This window comes from Streptomyces sp. XY006 (assembly GCF_002237655.1).
In the GTDB taxonomy this organism is placed as follows: domain Bacteria; phylum Actinomycetota; class Actinomycetes; order Streptomycetales; family Streptomycetaceae; genus Streptomyces; species Streptomyces levis.
In genome coordinates this window covers 243,919-268,410 of sequence record NZ_NOKT01000005.1, presented here as the reverse complement: position 1 = coordinate 268,410, position 24,492 = coordinate 243,919, and the positions used below count along the sequence as shown (strand labels likewise).

Sequence of the window (24,492 nt, the reverse complement as noted above, 5' to 3'; positions counted from 1 at the left end):
CGCCGTATCCGGGAAGACTGACACCGGGTGCCACCGCCGGCTCGTCTTCACAGTTCGCTGAAGGAAGTGACCGTTCATGTCCGCTCCAGCGCCGTCCCCGCTGGCCATCGTCGACGCCGAGCCCCTGCCCCGGCAGGAGGAGGTCCTCACCGAAGCGGCGCTCGCCTTCGTGGCCGAGCTGCACCGGCGGTTCACGCCCCGGCGTGACGAACTCCTCGCCCGCCGCGCCGAGCGCCGCGCCGAGATCGCCCGCACCTCCACGCTCGACTTCCTCCCGGAGACGGCCGGGATCCGCGCCGACGACTCCTGGAAGGTCGCCCCGGCCCCGGACGCCCTGAACGACCGCCGGGTCGAGATCACCGGCCCCACCGACCGCAAGATGACCATCAACGCCCTCAACTCGGGCGCGAAGGTGTGGCTCGCGGACTTCGAGGACGCCTCCGCGCCCACCTGGGAGAACGTCGTCACGGGCCAGCTCAACCTGATCGACGCCTACACCCGGAACATCGACTTCACGGACCCGGGGTCGGGCAAGTCCTACGCGCTGAAGGCGAACGAGGAGCTCGCCACGGTCGTCATGCGCCCCCGCGGCTGGCACCTGAACGAGCGTCACCTCACCGACGCCGACGGCACCCCGGTTCCGGGCGCCCTGGTCGACTTCGGCCTGTACTTCTTCCACAACGCGCAGCGTCTGCTCGACCTCGGCAAGGGCCCGTACTTCTACCTGCCCAAGACGGAGTCGCACCTGGAGGCCCGCCTCTGGAACGACGTCTTCGTCTTCGCCCAGGAGTACTGCGGCATCCCCCAGGGCACCGTCCGCGCCACCGTCCTGATCGAGACCATCACGGCCGCGTACGAGATGGAGGAGATCCTCTACGAACTGCGCGACCACGCCTCCGGGCTGAACGCGGGCCGCTGGGACTACCTGTTCTCCATCGTCAAGAACTTCCGTGACGGCGGAGCCAGGTTCGTGCTGCCGGACCGCAACGCGGTCACGATGACGGCCCCGTTCATGCGCGCCTACACCGAACTCCTCGTCCGCACCTGCCACAAGCGCGGGGCGCACGCCATCGGCGGCATGGCGGCCTTCATCCCCTCCCGCCGGGACGCCGAGGTCAACAAGGTCGCCTTCGAGAAGGTCCGCGCCGACAAGGACCGCGAGGCGAACGACGGCTTCGACGGCTCCTGGGTCGCCCACCCCGACCTGGTGCCGATCGCCATGGAGTCCTTCGACAAGGTCCTCGGCGACAAGCCCCACCAGAAGGACCGGCTGCGCGAGGACGTCGACGTCAAGGCGGCCGACCTCATCGCCGTCGACTCGCTCGACGCCAAGCCGACGTACGCGGGCCTGGTCAACGCCGTGCAGGTCGGCATCCGTTACATCGAGGCCTGGCTGCGCGGCCTGGGCGCCGTCGCCATCTTCAACCTGATGGAGGACGCGGCCACCGCCGAGATCTCCCGCTCGCAGATCTGGCAGTGGATCAACGCGGGCGTCGTCCTGGACAACGGCGAGCGGGTCACCTCCGAACTGGCCCGCAAGGTCGCCGCGGAGGAACTGGCGAACATCAGGGCCGAGATCGGCGAGGAGGCCTTCGCGGCCGGCACCTGGCAGCAGGCGCACGACCTGCTGCTGAAGGTCTCCCTCGACGAGGACTACGCCGACTTCCTCACACTGCCGGCGTACGAGCAGCTCAAGGGCTGAGCAGCCGCCACCGCCCGAAGGAGCCCCTACCGCTCCGAGTGGCCCAGGGTCCTGCCCGGGGCCACTCGGTCGCGTACGGCCCTCTTCACGGCCGTCGGCTCGGGGAAGCCCTGCTCCCGGCGGTCCCAGACGACCTCGTCGCCGACGCGGACCACGAACACCCCGCCCGTGCCGGGCTTCAGGGCCAGTTCCGTCAGTTCGGTCTCGAAGGTGGTCAGCAACTCCTGTGCCAGCCAGGCCGCGCGGGGCAGCCAGCGGCACTGGGTGCAGTACTCGATCTCGACACGGCCACTCATCCGAGGTGCACCGACCAATCCTGGTGGGCCGCGGGCTTGCCGTGCAGGTCGGGGACCTGCTTGAGCCACGCGGGGCGTCCTTGCTGATTCCGCGCCGCCCGCAGGGCCTCCTCGGCGGCGAGCTCCTCCCGGCTGGGGAAGTCGGTGGGCAGCCACGCCCCGGAGGCCCGCACGCGCGCGTGCAGATACGCCACGTACGCCTCGCGGGCCGCGTCCGGGGTGCCGAAGGCCGGGTCGTCGGCGAGCCAGGCGTCCGGGACCTCCGCGAGGATCCGGCGCAGCAGTTCCTCGGTGACCTTCGGGGCGAGCTCGGCGTCGGCGGCCCGGACGTCGGGCACGTAGTGGCCGAGGGCGTGGTGGCGGAAGTCGTAGGACTTGGCGGGGTCGGTGCCGTCCCAGCGGTGGTGGAAGACGAGGGCGGCGCCGTGGTCGATGAGCCACAGGCGCGGGGGTGCCACGCCCAGGGTGGGCCAGACCATGAGGTTGGAGCTGTGGACCGTGCGGTCGACGTTCACGGTCAGGGCGTCCAGCCAGACGATCCGCCCGGCCTCCAGCGGATCGACGGGGAAGGCCCGGGCGACCTCGGGGGTGAAGTCGCGGGCGCCCGGCAGGTAGTCCATGCCGAGGTTGACGCCGGCGCTGGCCTCGTGCAGGCCGCGCACCTCCTGGTGCGGCTCCTCGTCGGCGATCGCCGGGTCGAAGTGCACCAGGACCAGCTCCGGGAACCGCAGCCCGAGCGCCCGGGCCAGCTCGCCCACGATCACCTCGGCGACCAGCGCCTTGCGGCCCTGCGCGGAGCCGGTGAACTTCACGACGTAGGTGCCCAGGTCGTCCGCCTCGACGATCCCGGGGACGGAACCGCCGGAGCGCAGGGGCTCGATGTAGCGGGTGGCGGTGACCTCGGACAGCATTCCCCCACCGTACCGGGCGGCAGGGCCGGGGCAGCGATCAGCAGCTGCGGGCCCGTTAAGGTTAGCCAAGCCTAAGTCGATCATTCCGAGCACGGGAGCCGGCCATGCCGCACACCTTCGACGCCGCCGGGAGCCGGCCGGACGCAGCGCCCGGGGAGGGCTGGACCGAGCTGACCTCCCGCAGCGAACTGCGCGAACTGCTGGGCGAGCCCTGGCCCGTGGTGATCGAGAAGGTCCACGACCGGCTCACCGAGCAGGACCTCGGCATCCTCGCCCGCTCCTCCTTCTGCCTGCTGGCCACCTCCGGCGCGGGAGGCAACTGCGACGTCTCGCCCCGCGGGGACGCGGCCGGCTTCACGCACGTCGTCGACCCCGGCACGATCGCCCTGCCCGAGCGGCCGGGCAACCGGCGCGGCGACAGCCTGCACAACATCCTCGACAACCCGCACGCCGGGCTGCTGTACCTGATACCCGGCGGCAAGGAGGTCCTGCGCGTCAACGGCCGGGCCCGCATCCTCACCGACGCCCCGTTCTTCGACGCGATGAGCCACGGCGGCCAACGTCCCGCCCTCGCCCTGCTGTTGGAGATCGACGAGATCTATCTGCACTGCCCCGCTTCGCTGCGCCGCTCGGGCGTGTGGGACCCCGCGTCCTGGCCGGCCGCCGGCTGAGCGGGCACCCCCCTCCCGACCTGCGGTTAGGTTAGGCTAACCTTCGCCACGTGAGATCTGGTGAAGCACCCGGCGGACAGCGTCTGCGCGGGCATGAACTGTCGGCCACGGACGTGACCGTGTCGTACGACGGCGTCGACGTCGTGCACGACGCGTCGATCGCGCTGCGGCCCGGGGAGGTCACCGTCCTGGTCGGCCCCAACGGCAGCGGGAAGTCGACGCTGCTGCGGACCGTCGCCCGGCTGCAGCGGGCCCGCCGGGCCGGGCTGCGGATCGACGGCGACATCGACGGCCTGGCCCTGTCCGCCCGGGAGTTCGCCCGGCACGTGGCCCTGCTGACCCAGGGCCGGCCCACGCCCAGCGGGCTGACCGTGCGCGACCTCGTGGAGTTCGGCCGCTACCCCTACCGGGGCCGCTTCGGCCGCCCGGACGCCGACGCCGCCGCCGCGGTGGAGCGGGCGCTGGCGCTGACCGGGGTCACGGACCTCGCCGAGCGCGGCGCCGACCACCTCTCCGGCGGGCAGCTGCAGCGCGTCTGGCTGGCGAGCTGCCTCGCGCAGGAGACCGGGGTGCTGCTGCTGGACGAGCCCACGACCTATCTCGACCTGCGCTACCAGATCGAACTCCTCGACCTCGTCCGCGACCTGGCGGACGACCACGGCATCGCCGTCGGCGTCGTCCTGCACGACCTCGACCAGGCGGCGGCGATCGCCGACCGGATCACGCTGCTCGAAGCGGGCCGGATCGTCGCCGACGGACCGCCCGAGGACGTCCTGACGCCGGAGCGCCTCACGGCCGTCTACGGCATCCGGATCGACGTCGACACCGACCCCCTCACCGGCCGGCTGCGGACCCGTCCGATCGGCCGCCACCACACCCGCACCACCCGAAGCGAAAGGCTCGGCACCACCTCATGAGACGTCTCCTGCTCACCGCTGCCACCACCACCGCCGCGGCGCTCGCCCTCGCCGCCTGCGGCACCACCGAGCCGGCCGCCGACACCTCCGAGGCCAAGGCCTCCAAGGGCATCACCCTCACCGACGCCACCGGCGCCAAGGTGAAGCTGGACGGCCCGGCGAAGAAGGTCGTCGCCACCGAGTGGAACGAGGTCGAGAGCCTGATCACCCTCGGCGTCGACCCCGTGGGCGTCGCCGACGTCAAGGGCTACAAGACCTGGGACACCGCCGTCCCGCTGAAGAACGAGCCCAAGGACATCGGCACGCGCGGCGAGCCGAGCATGGACACCATCGCCTCCCTCTCCCCCGACCTGATCGTGGCCGGCTCCGACCTGCCGGACGCGGCCGTGAAGCAGCTGCGGAAGATCGCCCCGGTGCTGGAGATCAAGTCGGCCGACGCCGCCGACCAGATCGGGCAGATGTTCAAGAACCTCGACCTGATCGCCAAGGCCACCGGCACCACCGACAAGGCCGAGGCCGCCCGCACGAGCTTCGAGGCCAAGGTCGCCGAGGGCCGCAAGACCCTCGCCGACGCCGAGCTCGACGGCACCGGCATCGCCTTCGCCGACGGCTACGTGACGTCCAACCAGGTCTCCATCCGTCCGTACACCAGCGGCTCCCTCATCGGCTCCGTCAACGAGGAGCTCGGCCTGAAGAACGCCTGGAAGGTCAAGGGCGACCCGGCCTACGGCCTCGGCACCACCGACGTCGAGGGCCTCACCGCCCTGCCCGAGGACACCGCCTTCGCCTACATCGGCAACGACGGCGACAAGGCCAGCAACCCGTTCGCCGGGCAGCTGAAGAAGAACGCCGTGTGGACCTCCCTGCCGTTCGTGAAGGCGGGCGAGGTGCACCGCCTGCCCGACGGCATCTGGATGTTCGGCGGCCCCGGTTCGATGGAGGCGTACATCGACGCCCTCGTCGGCGCGCTGACGAAGTAACGCCCGTCATGGCCGTCACCGAAGCGCCCCCCGCCGTCCGTCCCCCCGCGGCCCCGTCCCGGTCGGGCGCGGCCGCGGTGACGGCCGGGCTCGTCCTCCTCGTCGCCGCCCTCGCGGTCGTCGACATCACCCAGGGCACCGCCGCCGTCGGGCCGGCCCAGGTGTTCAAGGCCCTGACCGGGCAGGCCGATCCGGCCGACGCGTCCGTGGTGATCGCCTCCCGGCTGCCGCGGATGACCGCGGGCGTCCTGGTCGGCGTCGTCCTCGGCATCGCGGGCGCCGTGCTCCAGGCCGTCAGCCGCAACGTGCTCGCCTCGCCCGACACCCTCGCCGTGAACGCCGGTTCCTACCTGGCGCTCGGCCTCGTCGGCGCGACCGGCGTCTCCCTGCCCCTGCTCGCCTCCTCGGGCGTCGCCTTCGCGGGCGGTCTGGTGGCCGCGGCCGTGGTGCTCGCCCTGTCCGGCCTGGGCACGGGCACGGTACGGCTGGTCCTCGCCGGCACCGCGCTCGCGCTGGGCCTGAACTCCCTGACGGAAGGCCTGTTGCTGCTGTTCCCGCAGCAGACGGAGGGCCTCTACCAGTGGAACCAGGGCAGCATCGGCCAGAACGGCTTCGACGGTGTCCTGCAGATGCTCCCCGTCGCGCTCGTCGGGCTCGCCGGGCTGCTGCTGGTCGCCCGCCGGGTCGACGCGCTCGCCCTCGGCGACGACGCGGCGCGCGGTCTCGGCGTCCCGGTGCACGCCACCCGCGTCACGGTGGTGGTGCTGGCGGCGCTGCTGTCCGCGGCGGCCGTCACGCTCGCCGGCCCTCTCGGCTACGTCGGGCTCTGCGCGCCCGCCCTGGTCCGTCCGCTCGCCCGCCGGTTCCGGGGCTTCGTCCGCGCGCGGGCCGCGCTGCCGGTGGCCGGGCTGGCCGGGGCCGCGCTGGTGCTCGGCTCGGACGTGCTGCTGCGGGCCCTGATCCCCGCGGACACGGCCGTCGGCGTGCCCACCGGCATCGTCACCAGCCTGGTCGGCGCCGTGTTCCTGGTGGCGACGGCGCTGCGCCTGAAGGACACCGCCGGGGTGGAGGCTCCGGACCGGCTGCGCATCCCCGGCCGGACGGCGTTCCTGGCCACGGTGGCCGCCCTGGCCGCGGTGGTCGTCGGGGTCGCCCTGGCCGGTGTCCTGCTGGGCGACAGCAAGCTCCTGCTCGGCGACGTCGCCAACTGGGCGCAGGGGCGGGCCGGTCAGGCCGTCTCCTTCGTCCTGGACACCCGGGTGCCGCGCGTACTCGCGGCGCTGTGCGCGGGCGCCGCGCTCGCCCTGGCCGGCACGCTGGTGCAGGCCGTGACGCGCAACCCGCTCGCGGAGCCCGGGGTGCTGGGCGTCTCGGGCGGTGCCGCCCTCGGGGCCGTGCTGCTGGTGACCACCGTGCCCGCCGCCGGTTCCTGGGGCATCGCCGGGGCCGCGTTCGCGGGTGCGGCGCTGGCCTCCGCCGTGGTCTTCGGACTCGCCGCCCGCGGCGGCTACCAGCAGAGCCGGCTGGTCCTCGTCGGCATCGGCATGGCGGCCGGGTCGACGGCCCTGATCAGCCTGCTCATCGTGCTCACCGACCCGTTCAACGCCACGAAGGCGCTGACCTGGCTGTCCGGTTCGACGTACGGGCGGACCACGGCGGACGTCGTGCCCGTCGCGCTCGTACTGGCCCTGGGGGTGGCCGTCGCGGTCGCCCGGCGCACCGAACTGGACCTCGTCTCCCTGGACGGGGACACCCCGCGCCTGCTCGGGCTCGGGCTGCCCCGGGCCCGGCTCGGTTTCCTGGTGGTGGGCGTGCTGCTGGCGGGGACCGCCGTGGCCTCGGCCGGCACCATCGGCTTCGTGGGCCTCGTCGCGCCGCACGCGGCCCGGGCCCTGGTGGGCCGCCGGCACGTGCGGGTGGTGCCGGTCGCCGTCCTGCTCGGCGCCGCGCTCGTCGGCACCGCCGACCTGCTGGGCCGGACCGTGATCGCCCCGGCCCAGCTGGGCGCCGGCCTGATGACGGCCGTGATCGGCACGCCGTACTTCCTGTGGCTGCTGGTCCGCGGCCGGAGGGCGGCCTAGGCCGGTGTCAGGGGCGGTCCCCGTCCCGTCGCGCCCGGGGGCTGAAGACGTACAGGCCGAGGATGTCGGGCAGCGGGGCCACTCCGGGGCCGCCGGCGCGGACCCAGGAGACCACGTCCTCGGTGGCGGCCGGGTCGTTGACCAGGCCGAGCCAGACGGGCCGGGCACCGGCGGCCCGGCCCGCGGCGGACGGCTGCACGACGACCACGTTGGCCTGGTCGCACACGTCAAGGCAGTCGGAGATCCGCACCGGCGCCGCCGCGCGCAGGCGCGCGGTCTGGGCGGCGTGGTCGACCCCGGTCACCTTGGGGCTGCCGCAGCAGCAGTCCCGGCAGACGACGACACGGCACGGCGGGGCATCGCCCGGGGTGTCGTCCAGGGGTTCGCCGGTGTCGTCCAGGGGTTCGCCGGCCGGCGTCGCGGGCATGCCGCACCTGCCCTCTCTCCGGGGAGATCCGCCCCGGTGGTCCGTGGAGGAGGCGACCGCGTGAGTCTCCTGGCTCTCGGGTCGCCGCCGGTCCCGGCCTTCCCACCCGCTCGCGGGCAGTGGCCTGTCGGGACCGGCTCACCGATCACAGTGGCGGGACCGCACCGGATTCACACCGGCTTCCTCGTCCGCGCTCGCCTTTGTCGCCGGTCATCATTCCACGGGGCCGCGCCGGGGTCAGGACCGCCTGAACGGGTTCGGCAGCGGCAGGTAGCGCGCGTCGGCGCCGTCCGCTCCCGTCCAGCGCAGCAGCAGGTTCGTCTTGGCGGGGAGCGTCGGGGAGGCGAGCAGGGCGGGGATCTCCGGGAGGTCGTGCCGGGCGAGTTCACGGCGGAGCGCGGGCCAGGGGTCGTAGCCGGGCCGGCGTTCGGCGAGGGCGCCCGCGATCTCGGTGAGGTGGTTGACGACCAGGCAGTACACCAGCCGTTCCCAGCCGGCCGCGCGCTCCACGTCCGGCAGCAGCTTCACGCCCTCGGCGTCCCGGTACAGCACCTGCACGGGCAGGCCGTCGGCGTCCACGGCGACCAGCGTGTTCTGCAGATGGGCCTCTACGACGACGCCGTGCCCGGCGAAGGCCGCCAGGACCGGCGGCACCGCGCGGGACAGATAGGCCGTCCACCAGGCCTCGGGGTCGGTGACCCGGTCGAGCGGATTGCCGTCGAAGCCCTCGACGAGACCGGCCGCGAGCAGCGGGGTCGCCCCGGGCACGAGGCGGCCGCCGAAGCCGTCCCGGACCAGGACGGCGAGGGCCTCGAAGGCGAAGTCGGCGGTGCGGTACCCGCGGTCGCCGAGCCAGCCGGGCGGGCCGTCGTACGCCGCGAAGGCCGTGGCGGCGGCGGTGTCGGTCCGGTGCAGGGCGAGCAGGTCGTGGCGCCACAGCCGGCGGATGTCGTTGGTGATGCGCACGTCCAGGCTGAACTTCAGGAACAGGTCCCGCTCGGGGGCGTAGAGCGTGCGGATCGCGGCCGTCGGCCAGGTGTCGAAGGCCGTGGTGCCGAGCCGGATGAGTCTGCCGTCCGCGAAGGCGGGGGCCAGCTCCCGGGCGGCCAGGCCGAGCTGCCAGGGGTGGGCGGGCAGCAGCCGGTAGCCGGGCGGGGCCGTGCCGAGGGCGTCCAGGGCGGAGGGGTCGCCGTCCTCGACGACGGTGTCCTCGCGCAGGCCGAGCAGGACCAGCGGGAAGCGGGCGTACGCCTCGGGCGCATAGGGCAGCCAGTCCGCCGCGGGACCGCCGCCGCGGGCCTTGGGCGCGGGGTGGTGGGTGTGGCCGGTGAGCAGGCACTGCTCGGACCGCCGGTAGAGGTCCTTCGGCGGGGTGGCCAAGGCGCGGGCGGCGAGCAGCGCGGCCACCACGTCCCGGCTGTCGGTCATCTCGGCGGGCAGGCCGGGGTTGTCCAGGCCGGTGTGCCGGCGCAGTTCCGCGGCGACCAGGGCGACCAGCTCGGCGTGGCCGAGGCGCCGCCAGGCGCCCGCCACCCGGATCTCGGGCCGGGCGGGCCGCCGGGTTCCGCGTACGCGCAGCAGCCGGTCCTCGCCGGGCAGGTGGTGGACGCGGTGTCCGTCCTCCTCGCGCACCGGCCGGGCGACCTCGCGCAGCAGGCAGTTGAGCAGGGGCACGGCGGCGTAGGCGTCGGCGAGATCGCCGATGGCCGGGGCGTCACCGCGGGCCGAGTCGTCGTCGGCGGCCGGGGGCATGAGGTCCACGCGTTCCACTCGTCCCTACGGTCCTTCCAGCGTTCCGGGCGGAGATGATCAGTATGTCGGTCGTCGCCATTCCGCTGTGACGCCCTATTCGTACCCGAGGAGTCCGCCCGTGCACCGTCCCCCCAGCGCCGAGACCGAGGTCGCCGACGAGCTGTCCGTCGTGCGGCCCGGGCTGCTGCCGCGGTACGAGGCCGAACTGCCCGGCGCCCGGGCGGCCGTGCTGTCCCGCCTGTGGCGCGGCCTGACCCATGATCCACTGCCCTGGGTGCGGGGCGGTGAGCGGGGCCGGGACGGGCTGACGCTGTTCCTCGCCGACGGCCGCCGGCTGCACGGTCCGCTGCCGGACCCGTACGCGACCGGGGCGTACGTCACCGCCGTACGGCTCGACGGGACCGAGTACGACGATCCGGCGCGGCTGGTGACCGGGCTCGGGGTGCCGCACTCCGCCTCCTTCGCCGCCGAACTCGGGCACAGCGTCGCCTCCTTGGCGCTGTCGCGGGCGGGGCAGGAGGACGGCCGGGAGGCGTGGCCGGAGCGGGACTGGGAGTGGGAGCAGCGCATCGTCGACGGGCACCCGTTCCACCCGGCCTGCCGCTCCCGGCCCGGTTTCTCGGTCGCCGAGCAGCTCGCCTACGGGCCCGAGCACCGGCCGGTGGTGCGGCTGGGGCTGGTGCCGGTGCCGGCGGCGGAGTGCCTGGTCACCGGCGGGTGGCCGGACGAACTGCGGGACGGCGGGCATCTGGTGCTGCCGGTGCACCCCTGGCAGGCGGCGCATGTGCTGAAGCGGGTGTGCGAGGAACACCGGCCCGGGCATCCGCTGATGTCCCTGCGGACGCTCGCCCTGCCCGGCGGGCCGCATGTGAAGACCTCGCTGAGCGCCCGGCTGACGTCCTCGGTGCGGGACATCTCGCTGCCCTCGGTGGCCGCCTCCGCGCTGCTGTCGGACTTCGCCGAGGTCCCGGCCGCGCGCACGGACGGGCTGCTGCACGTCACCCGCACCCTGGGCGCGGCCGCGGCCGGCTCCTCCGACTTCGCGGCCGTGCTGCGGGAGTCGCCGCGGACGTACGCGGGCGGCGGCGAGCGGGTGCTGCCGGTCGCGGCCCTCGCCACCACCGACCTGCCCCGGTCCCCCGCCTGGCTGGCCGGTTTCGCCCGGCTCGCCCTCACGGCCGGCCTGCGGCTGCTGGAGCTGGGGGTGGCCCTGGAGGCGCACGGCCAGAACCTGCTGGTCGTCCTCTCGGCGGCGGGCGAGCCGCTGCGGCTGGTCTACCGCGACCTGGCCGACATCCGGGTCAGCCCGGCGCGCCTGGCGCGGCACGGCATCGCGGTGCCGGACCTGCCGGCCCGCATGGTCACGGACGACGAACGCGTCCTGCGCCGCAAGCTGTTCGGCTCCCTGGTGGCGGGCGCGCTGGCCGGGACGGCCGGGTCGGGCGAGGCGCTCGCTGCGGCGCTGCGGACGGCCGCCGGGGACCTCCCGGACACCGCGGACCTCGCGGCCCTGCGGGCGGAGCCCGTGCCCGCCAAGGCGCTGACGCTGATGCGGCTCTCGCCGCGGACGCCCGGGGACCAGTGGGCGCAGTTGCCCAATCCGCTGCGCTGAACGCCGTTTTGGAGGACGGCACGAGTGATCAATAGGATCCGCCGATGATCACACGTACACGGCTGGCGGCGGGCGCCTGTGCCCTGCTCGCCGCCCTGACCGCCGGGATCGCCGTCCCGGCCGGGGCGGCCGCCGGTGAACCCACGGGCCGGGACGCCCCCAAGGTCGACCTCGTCCTCGATGTGAGCGGCTCGATGCGGGCCCGGGACATCGACGGACAGTCGCGGATGGCCGCCGCGAAACAGGCGTTCAACGAGGTGCTGGACGCGACGCCCGAGGAGGTCGAGCTGGGCATCCGCACCCTCGGCGCGAACTACCCCGGCGACGACCGCAGGACCGGCTGCAAGGACACCGCGCAGCTCTACCCGGTCGGGCCGCTCGACCGCACCGAGGCGAAGACGGCCGTCGCCACCCTCACCCCGACCGGCTGGACGCCGATCGGGCCGGCCCTGCTGAAGGCGGCCGACGACCTGGACGGCGGTGCCGGCTCCAAGCGCATCGTGCTGATCAGCGACGGCGAGGACACCTGCGCCCCGCTCGACCCGTGCGAGGTCGCCCGCGAGATCGCCGCCAAGGGTATCGGCCTGACCATCGACACGCTCGGGCTGGTGCCGACCGCGAAGCTGAGCCGGCAGCTGAGCTGCATTGCCGAGGCCACCGGCGGCACCTACACCTCGGTGGAGCACCAGGACGAACTCACCGACCGGGTGAACGAGTTGGTGGACCGGGCGGCCGACCCGGTGGTGACGCCGGTGCCGGCCGAGGGCGCGGACCGGTGCGCCGGGGCACCGGCGCTGAAGTCGGGCCTGTACACGGACCGCGTGGGGTTCGGACAGCAGCGCTGGTACCGGGTGGACGTCCCGCCGGGCAAGGAGCTGCGCGCCTCGGTGAGCGTGGCGGCCGACCGGGCCGTGAACCCCGGCTACGGCGTGCTGCTGCGGGCCGTCACCGTCAAGGGCCGCGAGATCGTACGCGGCGAGGCGGCGGGCACCGGCCGGACGGACGTGATCTCGACGGGCCTGCGCCACCCCAAGGCCGGCAGCGACGAGGAGGACGCTCCCGCCGAGGCGGTCTGCCTGGCCGTCGCGCACTCCTTCTCGGCGGCCTCCGGTGTGCGGACCACGCCCGGCCTGCCGCTGGAGCTGACCGTCGACGTCGTGGACGGGCCCGGCGAGGCGGCCGACGTGGCCGCCTTCGGCCTGGGCCGCGGCTGGTGGCTGCTGGGTGTGCTGATTCTCACCGGTTTCCTGGCCGGTCTCGTCTGGGGCTGGCTGTCGCGCTGGCGGGTCGCCGTCTGGAGGACCAACTGATGCGAGTGGTACGCGCGGTGAGCGCCGCGTTGCTGACCCTGGGCCTGGCGGCCGCTCCGGCCGCCGCCGACGCCTCACCCTCTCCGTCGCAGGACGGCTCGTCGGGCCCCACGCGGGCGGGCACCTCGTTCCGTACCGCGACGGAGATCGAGCCGGGGCAGGAGGCCACGGCCGGCGGCTCCACCGGCGACTACCTGTACTGGTCGGTCCCCGTGGACACCGGGCAGCGCCCCACGGTCCGGGCCACGGTGAAGCTGCCGGACACCCACGCCTCGCAGACCTGGCAGGTCGACGTCTACGACGGTCTGCGCCGCCGCCAGGCCTGCCGGTACGGGGCCCAGACGCGCACCGCGGCGGCGGACGCGGCCTCGGTGGAGCTGGCCTGCGCGCTGCGCACGGTCCGTGCCTGGTCGGAGCCGTGGGCGAACGACCCGCTGCCCGGCACGTACTACATCCGGCTGACGGCCACCGGCGTCGCCACCTCCGACCTCGGCCTCCCGGTGGACACCCGGGTCCGGGTGGAGTCCGTGGACGTCGGCGGCGCGGCAGCGGTGGACGGCTCCCTGGCCGAGCCGCTGGTGCCGGGGATCGCGACGCGTCCCGAGGAGGATCGTGAGGACGCGGCGGTGCTGGCCGGACTCGAACCCGAGGACGGCTGGACGTCCGGCTGGTGGTCGGACCGGTGGGTGTGGACCGCCCTGGGCGGCGCACTGGCCGCGCTGGCGGGGATCGCCGGATACGCGCTGACCCGCGGCGCGGGCCGCCCGGCCCGTGTTCCGCCGGGCGCCTGACCCGGCGCCCGACGCCCTTGGGGAAGGCCCGCTCCGTGCGGGCCTTCTCTATGCCTCGCGCAGGGTCTTCGCCAGGGCGCCCTCGCCGGTCACCTCGACCCGGCCCTCCCGGACCGCCCGCACCAGGTCCAGCTCCCCGCGGCCGAGCGCGGTGCACGTGGCGGTGTCCAGGACCAGCAGGGCGTCCGGCTCCGTGGGGGCGGGTCCGTCGCCGTACACCGGGCCCTCCTCGGCACCCACGTGCAGGTGGAACCGCCCTTCCTCCAGGTGCACTTCGACCAGTCCCTCCCCGTCCAGCAGGCGCAGCAGGGGCAGCGCGAACCAGTGCGCCCGTACGGCGTCCGTCGGCCGGCGCTCGCCGAGTTCGGCCTGCCCCCACTCCCCCAGGGCCTGCAGCACCGGCAGCAACTCCCGCCCCCGGGCGGTGAGTTCGTAGACGTTCGCCGCGCCGGGCGGCGGGAGCCGGCGCCGGGTCGCGAGGCCGTCGCGTTCCATGTCCCGCAGCCGCGAGGCGAGTACGTCCGTGCTGACGCCGGGCAGGTCCGCGTGCAGGTCGGTGTAGCGGCGGGGACCGGCGAGCAGTTCCCGGACGATCAGCAGGGTCCAGCGGTCGCCGACGACGTCGAGCGCGCGGGCGGCGGAGCAGTACTGGTCGTAGCTTCGGCGAGGTGGCATGCGACGCAGTCTAGACAAGTTGTTGGACTTTCCAAGCTCGCACTTGGTAAAACCAAGCGACACAGTCGGCAGAGGAGAAGCGGCGCATGGAGTTCCGGCAGTCGAGCAAGCTCAGCGAGGTCTGTTACGAGATCCGCGGCCCGGTGATCGAGCACGCCAACGCGCTGGAGGAGGCCGGCCACAGCGTGCTGCGCCTGAACACCGGCAACCCCGCGCTCTTCGGGTTCGAGGCGCCGGAGGAGATCCTCCAGGACATGATCCGGATGCTGCCGCGGGCGCACGGCTACACCGACTCGCGCGGCATCCTCTCCGCCCGCCGCGCGGTCGCCCAGCGCTACCAGACCCTGGGCCTGGAGGTCGGCGTCGACGACGTCTTCCTCGGCAACGGCGTGTCCGAGCTGGTGTCGATGGCCGTGCAGGCCCTCGTCGAGGACGGCGACGAAGTGCTGATCCCCGCGCCGGACTTCCCCCTGTGGACGGCGGTGACGACCCTCGCCGGCGGCAAGGCCGTCCACTACCTCTGCGACGAGCAGGCCGACTGGTACCCCGACCTCGACGACATGGCCGCGAAGATCACCGACCGCACCAGGGCGGTGGTGATCATCAACCCGAACAACCCCACCGGCGCGGTCTACCCCAGGGAGATCGTCGAGGGCATCCTCGACCTCGCCCGCCGCCACGGCCTGATGGTCCTCGCCGACGAGATCTACGACCAGATCCTCTACGACGACGCCGTGCACCACTCGGCCGCCGCACTCGCCCCCGACCTGGTCGTCCTGACCTTCTGCGGCCTGTCCAAGACCTACCGCGTGGCGGGCTTCCGCTCCGGCTGGCTGGTGGTCACGGGCCCGAAACAGCACGCCCGGGACTACCTGGAGGGGCTGACCATGCTGGCCTCCATGCGGCTGTGCGCCAACGCGCCCGCCCAGTACGCCATCCAGGCCGCGCTCGGCGGCCGGCAGTCCATCACCGAGCTGACCGGGCCCGGCGGGCGGCTGCTGGAGCAGCGGGACACGGCCTGGCGGAAGCTCAACGAGATCCCCGGCGTGACCTGCGTGAAGCCGAAGGGCGCCCTGTACGCCTTCCCGCGTCTCGACCCCAAGGTGCACCGGATCCACGACGACGAGAAGTTCGTCCTGGACCTGCTGCTGCGGGAGAAGATCCAGGTGGTGCAGGGCACCGGCTTCAACTGGCCGTCCCCCGACCACTTCCGCATCCTCACGCTGCCCCACGCCGACGACCTGGAGGCGGCGATCGGGCGGATCGGGCGGTTCCTCGGCGGCTACCGCCAGTAGGCGCGGTTGTCAGTGGCGGGCCGTAGCCTTCGAACAGGTGGGCCAGTGCCCGAGACCGGCCGGAGAGGAGCACGCCGTGACCCGACCGCCGACCGCCGCGCAGCGGCGTGTCATCGACGCCGCCGACCCCGTGACCGGGCGCCTGCGGGGTACGCAGGAGCAGCTGGCCGCGCTGGTGAAGCGGGGGCTCGCCTTCCGCCACCCCCGTCCGCCGCACGAGCACTTCCTGACGCCGGAGGGGCACCGGATCCGCCAGGGCATCACCCGGGAGCCCGAGCCCGCCGGGTCCGGGGAGCGCGCCGCCCCGGCGGGCGTGTTCGCGGCCCGCACGGGAGGCGAGCCGGATCCGCCGCCGCCCGGGCCCGCCCGGCGCCGCGAGGTGCACAGCGCCTGGCAGGGGCTGCTGGAGCTGCGCCGGATGACCAATGCGGACGCGGCGGCGGACCGGCCGTGCGGGTGGGAGCGCTCGCATCTGGTGGCGGCCGCCGCGCTCGCGCTGGAGGCGGCCGGCCATCACCCGGCCGGCCCGGACGGCGAGGGCTACCGGGTGCGGGAGACACCGCAGCCGGAGGCCGTCGCCGTGTACCAGCCGGACGGCGAGGCGCTGCGGACCTGCGCGGCCACGCTCGAAGGGGCAGGCTGGCAGGTGAGCGAGCACCGCGAGCCGCGCACCGGAACCCGGTATCTGCTGGCTTCACCCCGCCGGGCGTGATGAACATGCCAGGATCGGGGGGTCGTTGAGCAGTGCACGGGACTCTCGTGCGGAGGGTCCGGCGCGAGAAGGGAAAGCCGTGAGCGAGCCGTTTTCCGTCCCTGTGACCGTCCGCGGATACGAGACGGACGTGCAGGGCCACCTCAACCAGGCGGTCTATCTGAACTACGCGGAGCACGCCCGCTGGTCGCTGCTGCGGGCGGCCGGGATCAGCCAGTCCGCCCTCATCGGCAGCGGCGTCGGCCCGGTCGCCCTGGAGACGACCATCCGCTACCTGCGCGAGCTCCTCGCGGGCGACGAGGCCGAGGTGACCTGCGCCTTCTTCTGGAGCGGCGGCAAGACCTTCCGGATCGAGCAGAGCGTGGTGAAGACCGACGGCACGGTGGCCGCCGAGATCTCGGCGGTCGGCGGGGTCCTCGACCTGGAGAAGCGCAAGCTGGTCGCCGACCCCGCCGAGGTCTTCCGCAAGCTGGCCTCCGACCCGGCCCTGTTCGGGCTCTGACGCGGACCGGCCGGCCCCGAGCGGCCGATGGCCGGCCGGGGCCGCAAGCCCGAGCGGAGTCCGGGGGCTCAGGACGCGGTCGCCGCCTTGGGCGCGCCCGTGAGCTCCTCCCCCGCCTCCATCGGGTGGGTCACGTCGTGGGCGTCCCGGCCGCTCCTGCCCAGGTGGTTGAAGACCAGGTTCAGCAGCACCGCCGCCACGCAGCCGGTGGAGATGCCGGAGTCCAGGACGATCCGGGCCGTCTCGGGGAAGGCGTGGTAGAACTCCGGCGCCGTGATGGGGATGATGCCAACGGCCAGGGAGACGGCGACGATCAGGACGTTGTTGTCCTTGTCCAGGCCCGCCCGGACCAGGGTCTGGATGCCGCTGGCCGCGACCGAGCCGAACAGCACCACGCCCGCCCCGCCGAGCACCGGGCGCGGTACGACGGCGATCAGCGAGGCGGCCATCGGGCACAGGCCCATCAGCACCAGGAAGCCGCCGCCCGCGGCGACGACGTACCGGCTGCGGATCCTCGTCATCGCGACCAGGCCGATGTTCTGTGCGAAGGCGCTGCACATGAAGCCGTTGAACAGGGGGCTGATCGCCGAGCCGAGGGTGTCGGCGCGCAGGCCGGCGGCGATGGTCTTCTCGTCGGCCGGGCGGTCGACGATCTCACCGAGGGCCAGCATGTCGGCGGTCGACTCGGTCATCGACACCACCATCACCACGCACATCGACAGGATCGCGGCGAGCTGGAACTGCGGGGCACCGAAGTGGAACGGCGTCGGGAAGCCGACGACGTCCGCGTCCGCGACCGGGCCGAAGTCCGTGACGCCGAACGGGATCGCGATCAGGGTGCCGGCGACCAGGCCCAGCAGCACGGCGATCTGCTTGACGAAACCCCGGGTGAACCGGCGCAGCAGCAGCACGATCAGCAGGGTCACGCCCGCGAGGCCCAGGTTCGTCGCGGAGCCGAAGTCGTCGGCGGCCGGGTTCGGTCCCTGTGCCCAGCCGAAGGCGACGGGCAGCAGCGATGTGCCGATGAGGGTGATCACGGAGCCGGTGACGACCGGCGGGAAGAAGCGGATCGCCTTGCAGAAGACGGGGGCGGCGAGGAAGCCCAGGAGTCCGGCGACGATGACCGCGCCGAAGATGATCGGCAGGGCGTCGGACTTGTCCTCGGTGGAGGCGACGATCGCGGTCATCGGGGCGACACCGGCGAAGGTGACGCCGTTGACGAACGGCAGCCGGGCGCCGATCTTCCAGATGCCGAGGGTCTGCAGGAAGGTGGCGAGGCCCGCGGTGAACAGGCAGGCGCCGGTGAGGAAGGTCAGGTCGGTGGCGGAGAGGCCGATGGCCGCGCCGACGATCAGGGGTGGGGCGACGACTCCGGCGTACATGGCGGCCACGTGCTGCAGGCCGGTCGTCGCCATCTTGAGCGCGGGGAGTTTTTCGTCAACGGGGTGGTCGGCCACTGCGGCGTCCCTCCGGTCGGTTACACGGCTGTGCCCGGGGGCCGCCGTGGGTGTCAGGGAGGTGGTGCGGGGTGGTCGTGCGGGACCGGACATGCGAGGGGACGGTGGGGTGACCGTTCCGGGGCGCGAGCGATCGACGCGCACGCCCCGGAGACGGTCGCCGCGGACCCCGCTCGGGTCCACGGCCACCGGCCGGGAGCCGTCCCTCCCGGCCGGAGTATCCGGGTGGTCAGGCCTGCGCGGCGATCCGCGCCAGGCGCCGGGCCTCGTCGCGCGTGGCGCGGGCGATGGCGTCCTCGTCGGCGGTGAGCAGGCGCCCGTCCTCGACGATCTGCCGGCCGTTCACGAAGGAGGCGGTGACCGGGGCCGCCGCGCCGAAGACCAGCGCGGTCACCGGGTCGGCGATGGAGGCGTGGGCGAGGGTGTCCATCCGCCACAGCACCAGGTCGGCGAGCTTGCCGGGCTCCAGGGAGCCGACCTCCGCCGCCCGCCCGAGGACCTGGGCGCCGCCGTGGGTGCCCAGGCGCAGCGCCTGGCGGGCGTTGAGCGCGGCCTCCCTGTGGCCCCCGAGGCGGTTGATGAGCAGGGCGTTGCGCAGCTCGGTGTGGAGTTCGCCGGACTCGTTCGAGGCGGTGCCGTCGACGCCGAGGCCGACGGGGACGCCGGCGGCGAGCATGTCGGGGACGCGGGCGATGCCGGCCGCGAGGCGGGCGTTGGAGGAGGGGCAGTGCGCGACGCCGGTCCTGGTGCGGGCGAAGGCGGCGATGTCGGAGTCGTTCATGTGGACGCAGTGCGCCATCCACACGTCCTCGCCGAGCCAGCCGGTGGACTCGAAGTAGTCGGTCGGGCCCATGCCGAACAGCTCGTGGCAGAACTTCTCCTCCTCCACGGTCTCCGAGCCGTGGGTGTGCAGGCGCACGCCGAGGCGGCGGGCCAGCTGGGCGCCGTCGCGCAGCAGCTCGGTGGAGACGGAGAAGGGCGAGCAGGGCGCGACGGCGACCTGGGTCATGGCGTCGAAGGAGGAGTCGTGGTGGCGGCGCACGGTCTCCTCGGTGGCCGCGAGCGCGCCGTCAAGGGTCTCCACGGCGAAGTCCGGGGGCAGGCCGCCGTCCTTCTCGCTGCGGTCCATGGAGCCGCGGGCGAGGGTGAAGCGGACGCCCATGTCGCGGGCGGCGCCGATGATCGCGCCGGAGAGGTCGCCGGAGCCCCGCGGGAAGACGTAGTGGTGGTCCATGGCGGTGGTGACGCCGCCGCGGGCCATCATCGCGAGCGAGCCCTGGGCCGCCGCGCGGACCATCGGCTCGTCGATGCGCGCCCAGGTGGGGTAGAGCGCGACGAGCCAGTCGAAGAGGTTGTGGTCCGTGGCCAGGCCGCGGGTGATCCACTGGTAGAAGTGGTGATGCGTGTTGACCAGGCCGGGGGTCACGAGGTGGCCGGAGGCGTCGATGCGGCGGGCCACGTTCTCCAGGCCCTCGGGGGCGGGGCCCGCGCCGAGGGATTCGACGCGGTTGCCGGCGATGACGACGTGTCCGGAGGCGTACTCGGTGTCGTGCGCGTCGACGGTCGCGATCGCACAGTTCTCGATGACGATGCGCCGGTCTGCTGCCATGGTTCGTCCTTTGCGCTGATGTGGAGAGGGCACGGCAGGACCCCGGGAGTTTTGAGTGCCGTGGCCGGGAGACGGGTTCCCCCGGCCACGGGTGCCGAAAAAGGGAACGTCAGAGGTTGGTGAGGTCCACCGGGATGCGCGGCTCGCAGCCCTCCCGCAGGATCGTCGCCTCGATCAGGCCGTAGGGCCGGTCGGCGGCGTAGTAGACCTCGTTGTCGTTCTTCAGCCCGAACGGCTCCAGGTCGACCAGGAAGTGGTGCTTGTTCGGGAGCGAGAAGCGGACCTCGTCGATCTCGCTGCGGTGGTTGATGATCCGCGCGCCCATCTGGTACAGCGTCTGCTGCAGCGAGAGCGAGTACGTCTCGGCGAAGGCCTGGAGCATGTGCTTCTTCACCTGCTCGTAGGACTTCTCCCAGTTCGGCATGCGCTCCTCGTCGTCGGTCCAGTTGAACCGCCAGCGGCCGGAGACCTCGGTGGCCAGGATGCGGTCGTAGGCCTCCTTCAGGGTCGTGTACTTGTCCTTGACGTAGCCCCAGAACTCGGAGTTGGTCGAGTTCATCACGACCAGGTCCTTCAGGCCCGAGATCACCTCCCAGCGCTCACCGTCGTAGGTGATCTGCGTGAGGCGGGTCTCCTGGCCCTTGCGGACGAAGGAGTGCTTGACCTCGTCGGCGCCGATGAACTGCGAGTTGGCGTCGGAGGCCTCGATCCGCTCCCAGGCGAACTCCTCGATGCGGATCCGGGCCCGGTGGATCGGCTCCTGGCTGGTGACGAAGTGCCGGGCGAGGTGGATGCCGAACTGCTCGGCGGACTCGATGCCGTGCTCCTTGGCGAACGCGAACACCGTGTTCTTGGTGGTGTCGGTCGGCAGGACGTTGGCGTTCGAGCCGGAGTAGTGGACGTCGTCCATGTCGCCGCTCAGCGCCACGGACACGTTCAGGTCCTTGATGTGGTGGGTGGCGCCGTCCCGCGTGATCTTCACGACTCGGTTCTCGGCCTTGCCGTACTGGTTCTGTCCCAGCAGGACAGGGCGGCCAGGGCGGGAATTGACGGTCATTTAGCTAGCTCCCTCGGTATACGGAGTAGCCGAACGGGTTGAGCAGCAGCGGTACGTGGTAGTGCTCGCCCGGGACGACGGCGAACGTGATCGCCACCTCCGGGAAGAACACACCGGCGCCGCTGTCCCGATTCGCGGGGGCGTCCTGCTGCGCATCGGCTTGCTTCTTCTCGAAGTACGGCTCGACGGCGAAGTCGAGCCGTACGTGGGTGGTTCCCTCCGGCAGGGCCGGGAGGTCCTTGCACCGGCCGTCCGCGTCGGTCGCGGAGCCGCCGAGCGCCCGCCAGTCGGCCGCGCGCCCGGACCGGGCGGACAGGTGGACGGCGACGCCCTCGGCCGGGCGGCCGGCGCTGGTGTCCAGGATGTGCGTGGACACGGACGCGGTGGCGGAGGTGCTCATGGTGCTGTCAGTCCTCTTCGACGAGTCGGGCCAGGCGGATGCGGTTGATCTTCCCCAGTTCGGTGCGGACGATCTCCCGCTCCCGCTCCGGCGTGTTGCCGATCCGCTCCTTGACCGCGTCGCGCATCTGCTCGCCGGTACGGCCGGTCGCGCAGATCAGGAAGACATGGCCGAACCTCTCCTGATAGGCGAGGTTCAGTTCCAGCATCTCCGCCTTGAGCTCGTCGGAGGCGCCGGCCATGCCGCGCTGTTCGCGGGCCGAGGTGGGGTCGCCGGGCTTGGGGCGGCCGATGGGCGGGTGGCCGGCCATCGCCTCGTCGAGGTCCGGGGCGGTCAGCTCCGCCGTGGCGGCGTCGCTCGCGGCGTACAGGTCCTCGACGGTGGCGTAGGGGCGGCCGGCGAGCAGGCGTCGCGCCCACGCCGTGGAGGCGCACGCCTCGTGGAGCGCGGTGCGGGCCGCGTGCTCCTCCAGGGTGTTGAACCGGGCCAGGCCCGGCGGCGTGGAAGTGGAAGTCACGGGAGCCTCCGTGGCCGGATGCGGCCGTCGTGCTGAACGGGCGTGCCGATAGCTAACGCCCTCCCGCGACAGCGCGTCAACAGTTTGTTGAAAATTCGCGGTGGGGAAACGACGCGGAAACCGGGGGGCGGCGGCGGGGGACGGCCGAGGACGGGAAGGGGCCGGTCAGAGGCCCGGTCAGGAGCCGGTCAGGGCCCCGGTCAGGAGCCGGTCAGGGCCCCGGTCAGGAGCCGGTCGGCGGCCGGGAACGGCCCGGTCAGGACCCCTTCTCGCGGTTGAGGTAGTTGTACACGGTGAAGCGGCTGACGCCGAGGGCGCTCGCCACCGTCTCCACGCCGTGCCGCACGGAGAAGGCGCCGCGCGCCTCCAGTATGCGCACGACCTCCTGCTTGGCCTTGCGGTCCAGATCGGCCAGCGGCATGCCCTTGCGGCGCTCCATGGCGGCCAGGATGTGATCGAGGGAGTCGGCGAGCTGCGGCAGCCGTACGGCGACGGCGTCGCGGCCCTCCCAGGACAGCACGACGTCGTCGGGGCCGGCCTCGTCGGGGGGCATCATCTCGCCGCCCATGGCGTCGACCAGGGGCTTGACGGCCGCGATGAACGGCTCGTCCCCCGTGCCGGTCATGCCTCGCCCTCCTCGACCACGTTGACCTGGAGCGAGATCCGGGTGGCGCCGGCCTCCAGGGTCCTGCGCAGCAGGGCGTCCACGGCGGCGAGCACCGCGTCGGCGCCGCCCTGCGCGGTGTTGCCGAACGGGCCGACGTCCACGGCGTCCAGCTCGGCGCCCTCCACGACCTCCCGGGCGACCAGCGCGTGCGCGGGCGCCTCGTCCAGGTCGAAGGGCTCGGTCGTGAACTCCACCCTCAAGCGCATAGTGCCCCCTGACTGTGATGACTCGGACCCGCCGGGCCCGCCACGAGGCGACCCTAGCCGACACGCCCTCTTGACAAGCGGGGAGACCCGACGGCAGTCTTCCGTTAAGCAGAAAGCAACTTCCACAATACGAAATACAGCGGAAGGGAGCGCGGCCCCGATGGGATTCGCAGACCAGCGCTTCAACGTCAACCTGTCGATCCTCTTCACGGAACTCCCGCTCCTGGAGCGCCCCGCGGCCGCCGCCGCGGCCGGCTTCACCGCGGTCGAGCTGTGGTGGCCCTGGACCGGCACACCCACCCCCGAGCAGTCCGAGCTCGACGCCCTGAAGCGGGCGATCGAGGACGCGGGCGTCCAGCTCACCGGGCTGAACTTCTACGCCGGGCAGCTGCCGGGCCCGGACCGCGGCGCCCTGTCGGTGCCCGGCACGGAGTCGGAGCGGTTCCGCGCCAACATCGACGTGGCCGCGGGCTTCGCCGCCTCGCTCGGCTGCACGGCCCTCAACGCCCTGTACGGCAACCGCGTCGAGGGCGTGGACCCGGCCGAGCAGGACGCGCTGGCACTGGAGAACCTGGCCCTCGCGGCCCGGGCCGCCGACCGGATCGGGGCCGTGCTGCTGATCGAGGCGCTGAACAAGCCGGAGTCCCCGCTGTACCCGCTGGTGTCCGCGCCCGCCGCCGTCGAGGTCGTCGACCGGGTCAACGCGGCCACCGGGCTGGGCAACGCGCGCTTCCTCATGGACCTCTACCACCTGTCCATGAACGGCGAGGACCTGCCGGCCGTGATCGAGCGGTTCGCCGCGAAGACCGGCCACGTCCAGATCGCCGACAACCCCGGCCGCGGCGCGCCCGGCACGGGCTCGCTCCCCCTCGAAGACCTCCTCGACCGGCTGAAGAAGGCGGGCTACGACGGCTGGGTCGGCCTCGAGTACAAGCCGGGCGACCGCCCGAGCGCCGAGGCCTTCGACTGGCTGCCCCGCTGACCCCCTGCACCGAAAGGCACCCCATCATGAGCAGCACTCTCCCCAAGGTCGCCTGGATCGGCCTCGGCATCATGGGCTCCCCCATGTCCGAGAACCTGATCAAGGCGGGTTACCAGGTCACCGGCTACACCCTGGAGCGGGACAAGCTGGACCGGCTCGCCGCGGCCGGCGGAACGGCCGCCTCCTCCATCGCCGAGGCCGTGCGGGACGCGGACGTCGTCATCACGATGGTGCCCGCCTCCCCGCAGGTCGAGGCCATCGCCTACGGCCCCGACGGCATCCTGGAGAACGCCCGGTCCGGGGCGCTGCTGATCGACATGTCCTCGATCACCCCGCAGACCTCGATCGACCTCGCCCAGGCCGCGGCGGACAAGGGCATCCGCGTCCTGGACGCCCCGGTGTCCGGCGGTGAGGCCGGAGCGATCGAGGCGGTGCTGTCCATCATGGTCGGCGGCGAGCAGGCCGACTTCGACGAGGCCAAGCCGGTCTTCGAGGCGCTGGGCAAGACGATCGTGCTGTGCGGCCCGCACGGCTCCGGCCAGACGGTGAAGGCCGCCAACCAGCTGATCGTCGCCGTGAACATCCAGGCGTGCGCGGAGGCCGTGGTCTTCCTGGAGAAGTCCGGCGTGGACCTCAAGGCGGCCCTCGACGTCCTGGGCGGCGGCCTGGCCGGCTCGACCGTGCTGACCCGCAAGAAGGACAACTTCCTCGCCCGCGACTTCAAGCCGGGCTTCCGGATCGACCTGCACCACAAGGACATGGGCATCGTCACGGACGCCGCCCGCACCGTCGGCGCGGCCCTGCCCGTCGGCGCCGTGGTCGCCCAGCTGGTCGCGTCCCTGCGCGCGCAGGGCGACGGCGGCCTGGACCACTCCGCGCTGCTGCGGGCCGTGGAGCGGCTCTCCGGCGCACAGCTCTGACCCTCGCCCCGCAGAGGGTTCCCCCTGCTCCGGGCGGTGCCGC

Annotated in this window: 25 protein-coding genes and 1 riboswitch; of the genes, 13 read left to right on the top strand and 12 right to left on the bottom strand. The window is 73.2% G+C overall.

Annotated elements, in window-relative coordinates; all coding sequences use genetic code 11:
• Window positions 1-76: 76 nt before the first annotated feature.
• Window positions 77-1,702: a malate synthase A gene (aceB, locus tag CHR28_RS08795; RefSeq protein ID WP_094052937.1), complete on the top strand. Its 1,626-nt coding sequence runs from the start codon at window positions 77-79 to the stop codon at window positions 1,700-1,702.
• A 26-nt stretch (window positions 1,703-1,728) separates the two neighbouring features.
• Here the strand turns inward: aceB and CHR28_RS08790 are convergent, their stop codons facing one another.
• Complete coding sequence (locus CHR28_RS08790) at window positions 1,729-1,998, bottom strand: SelT/SelW/SelH family protein (protein ID WP_094052936.1); 270 nt, start codon at window positions 1,996-1,998, stop codon at window positions 1,729-1,731.
• Complete coding sequence (locus CHR28_RS08785) at window positions 1,995-2,909, bottom strand: HipA family kinase (protein WP_094052935.1); 915 nt, start codon at window positions 2,907-2,909, stop codon at window positions 1,995-1,997. The genes CHR28_RS08790 and CHR28_RS08785 overlap by 4 nt, the downstream gene beginning before the upstream one ends.
• 104 nt (window positions 2,910-3,013) lie before the next feature.
• Here CHR28_RS08785 and CHR28_RS08780 point away from each other — a divergent pair, with 104 nt between their 5' ends.
• The 4 genes from CHR28_RS08780 to CHR28_RS08765 are packed head-to-tail and all read left to right on the top strand — an operon-like array spanning window position 3,014 to window position 7,558.
• A complete protein-coding gene (locus CHR28_RS08780) occupies window positions 3,014-3,580 on the top strand; it encodes an MSMEG_1061 family FMN-dependent PPOX-type flavoprotein (RefSeq protein WP_094052934.1) in 567 nt (188 codons plus the stop codon).
• A 50-nt stretch (window positions 3,581-3,630) separates the two neighbouring features.
• Complete coding sequence (locus CHR28_RS08775; protein ID WP_094052933.1) at window positions 3,631-4,497, top strand: ABC transporter ATP-binding protein; 867 nt, start codon at window positions 3,631-3,633, stop codon at window positions 4,495-4,497.
• Window positions 4,494-5,477, top strand: coding sequence for an ABC transporter substrate-binding protein (locus CHR28_RS08770; RefSeq protein WP_094052932.1), 984 nt, complete (start codon window positions 4,494-4,496; stop codon window positions 5,475-5,477). The genes CHR28_RS08775 and CHR28_RS08770 overlap by 4 nt, the downstream gene beginning before the upstream one ends.
• Before the next feature lie 8 nt (window positions 5,478-5,485).
• Window positions 5,486-7,558 (top strand): iron ABC transporter permease, encoded by a 2,073-nt coding sequence (locus tag CHR28_RS08765; RefSeq protein ID WP_094052931.1) that lies wholly within the window; start codon window positions 5,486-5,488, stop codon window positions 7,556-7,558.
• A 7-nt stretch (window positions 7,559-7,565) separates the two neighbouring features.
• Here the strand turns inward: CHR28_RS08765 and CHR28_RS08760 are convergent, their stop codons facing one another.
• Both CHR28_RS08760 and CHR28_RS08755 read right to left on the bottom strand, forming a co-directional pair.
• On the bottom strand, window positions 7,566-7,985 hold the full coding sequence (locus tag CHR28_RS08760; protein WP_256984166.1) for a (2Fe-2S) ferredoxin domain-containing protein: 420 nt from the start codon (window positions 7,983-7,985) through the stop codon (window positions 7,566-7,568).
• A gap of 62 nt (window positions 7,986-8,047) precedes the next feature.
• Window positions 8,048-8,171: riboswitch (cobalamin riboswitch) on the bottom strand.
• 51 nt (window positions 8,172-8,222) lie between these two features.
• Window positions 8,223-9,755: an IucA/IucC family protein gene (locus tag CHR28_RS08755; RefSeq protein ID WP_373453337.1), complete on the bottom strand. Its 1,533-nt coding sequence runs from the start codon at window positions 9,753-9,755 to the stop codon at window positions 8,223-8,225.
• Between the two features lie 100 nt (window positions 9,756-9,855).
• Here CHR28_RS08755 and CHR28_RS08750 point away from each other — a divergent pair, with 100 nt between their 5' ends.
• Genes CHR28_RS08750 through CHR28_RS08740 form a run of 3 tightly spaced genes read left to right on the top strand, consistent with a single transcriptional unit; the run spans window position 9,856 to window position 13,450 of the window.
• The gene (locus CHR28_RS08750) at window positions 9,856-11,349 is read left to right on the top strand and encodes an IucA/IucC family protein (protein ID WP_094052930.1); all 1,494 of its coding nucleotides are present in this window, start codon (window positions 9,856-9,858) and stop codon (window positions 11,347-11,349) included.
• Between the two features lie 44 nt (window positions 11,350-11,393).
• Window positions 11,394-12,659: a VWA domain-containing protein gene (locus tag CHR28_RS08745; RefSeq protein WP_094052929.1), complete on the top strand. Its 1,266-nt coding sequence runs from the start codon at window positions 11,394-11,396 to the stop codon at window positions 12,657-12,659.
• Window positions 12,659-13,450: a hypothetical protein gene (locus CHR28_RS08740; protein WP_094052928.1), complete on the top strand. Its 792-nt coding sequence runs from the start codon at window positions 12,659-12,661 to the stop codon at window positions 13,448-13,450. Before CHR28_RS08745 ends, CHR28_RS08740 begins: the two co-directional genes overlap by 1 nt.
• Window positions 13,451-13,498: 48 nt before the next feature.
• On the opposite strand, the gene CHR28_RS08735 is transcribed toward CHR28_RS08740, so the two are convergent.
• Window positions 13,499-14,125 carry a winged helix-turn-helix transcriptional regulator gene (locus CHR28_RS08735; protein WP_094052927.1) on the bottom strand — a complete coding sequence of 209 codons (627 nt, stop codon included), beginning with the start codon at window positions 14,123-14,125 and terminating at the stop codon, window positions 13,499-13,501.
• Between the two features lie 86 nt (window positions 14,126-14,211).
• Between CHR28_RS08735 and CHR28_RS08730 the strand changes: the two genes are divergently transcribed.
• The 3 genes from CHR28_RS08730 to CHR28_RS08720 all read left to right on the top strand — a co-directional run bounded on the left by CHR28_RS08730 (window position 14,212) and on the right by CHR28_RS08720 (window position 16,634).
• Window positions 14,212-15,420: a pyridoxal phosphate-dependent aminotransferase gene (locus CHR28_RS08730; RefSeq protein ID WP_094052926.1), complete on the top strand. Its 1,209-nt coding sequence runs from the start codon at window positions 14,212-14,214 to the stop codon at window positions 15,418-15,420.
• 76 nt (window positions 15,421-15,496) lie between these two features.
• The gene (locus CHR28_RS08725) at window positions 15,497-16,132 is read left to right on the top strand and encodes a hypothetical protein (protein WP_094052925.1); all 636 of its coding nucleotides are present in this window, start codon (window positions 15,497-15,499) and stop codon (window positions 16,130-16,132) included.
• A 79-nt stretch (window positions 16,133-16,211) separates the two neighbouring features.
• Window positions 16,212-16,634, top strand: coding sequence for an acyl-CoA thioesterase (locus tag CHR28_RS08720; protein WP_094052924.1), 423 nt, complete (start codon window positions 16,212-16,214; stop codon window positions 16,632-16,634).
• Window positions 16,635-16,702: 68 nt separating this feature from the next.
• On the opposite strand, the gene CHR28_RS08715 is transcribed toward CHR28_RS08720, so the two are convergent.
• The 7 genes from CHR28_RS08715 to CHR28_RS08685 all read right to left on the bottom strand — a co-directional run bounded on the left by CHR28_RS08715 (window position 16,703) and on the right by CHR28_RS08685 (window position 22,547).
• Window positions 16,703-18,091: a nucleobase:cation symporter-2 family protein gene (locus CHR28_RS08715; protein ID WP_094052923.1), complete on the bottom strand. Its 1,389-nt coding sequence runs from the start codon at window positions 18,089-18,091 to the stop codon at window positions 16,703-16,705.
• A gap of 229 nt (window positions 18,092-18,320) precedes the next feature.
• Complete coding sequence (locus tag CHR28_RS08710) at window positions 18,321-19,700, bottom strand: 8-oxoguanine deaminase (protein WP_094052922.1); 1,380 nt, start codon at window positions 19,698-19,700, stop codon at window positions 18,321-18,323.
• Window positions 19,701-19,809: 109 nt separating this feature from the next.
• Window positions 19,810-20,757 (bottom strand): factor-independent urate hydroxylase, encoded by a 948-nt coding sequence (gene pucL, locus CHR28_RS08705; RefSeq protein WP_094052921.1) that lies wholly within the window; start codon window positions 20,755-20,757, stop codon window positions 19,810-19,812.
• Between the two features lie 4 nt (window positions 20,758-20,761).
• On the bottom strand, window positions 20,762-21,157 hold the full coding sequence (gene uraH, locus CHR28_RS08700) for a hydroxyisourate hydrolase (RefSeq protein ID WP_094052920.1): 396 nt from the start codon (window positions 21,155-21,157) through the stop codon (window positions 20,762-20,764).
• 7 nt (window positions 21,158-21,164) lie between these two features.
• Window positions 21,165-21,674: a 2-oxo-4-hydroxy-4-carboxy-5-ureidoimidazoline decarboxylase gene (gene uraD, locus CHR28_RS08695; RefSeq protein WP_094052919.1), complete on the bottom strand. Its 510-nt coding sequence runs from the start codon at window positions 21,672-21,674 to the stop codon at window positions 21,165-21,167.
• A 256-nt stretch (window positions 21,675-21,930) separates the two neighbouring features.
• Complete coding sequence (locus tag CHR28_RS08690; protein WP_094052918.1) at window positions 21,931-22,299, bottom strand: helix-turn-helix domain-containing protein; 369 nt, start codon at window positions 22,297-22,299, stop codon at window positions 21,931-21,933.
• Window positions 22,296-22,547 carry a hypothetical protein gene (locus CHR28_RS08685; protein ID WP_094052917.1) on the bottom strand — a complete coding sequence of 84 codons (252 nt, stop codon included), beginning with the start codon at window positions 22,545-22,547 and terminating at the stop codon, window positions 22,296-22,298. The genes CHR28_RS08690 and CHR28_RS08685 overlap by 4 nt, the downstream gene beginning before the upstream one ends.
• Before the next feature lie 160 nt (window positions 22,548-22,707).
• Here CHR28_RS08685 and CHR28_RS08680 point away from each other — a divergent pair, with 160 nt between their 5' ends.
• Complete coding sequence (locus CHR28_RS08680) at window positions 22,708-23,529, top strand: TIM barrel protein (protein WP_094052916.1); 822 nt, start codon at window positions 22,708-22,710, stop codon at window positions 23,527-23,529.
• 26 nt (window positions 23,530-23,555) lie between these two features.
• Complete coding sequence (locus CHR28_RS08675) at window positions 23,556-24,449, top strand: 2-hydroxy-3-oxopropionate reductase (RefSeq protein WP_094052915.1); 894 nt, start codon at window positions 23,556-23,558, stop codon at window positions 24,447-24,449.
• Window positions 24,450-24,492: the final 43 nt, after the last annotated feature.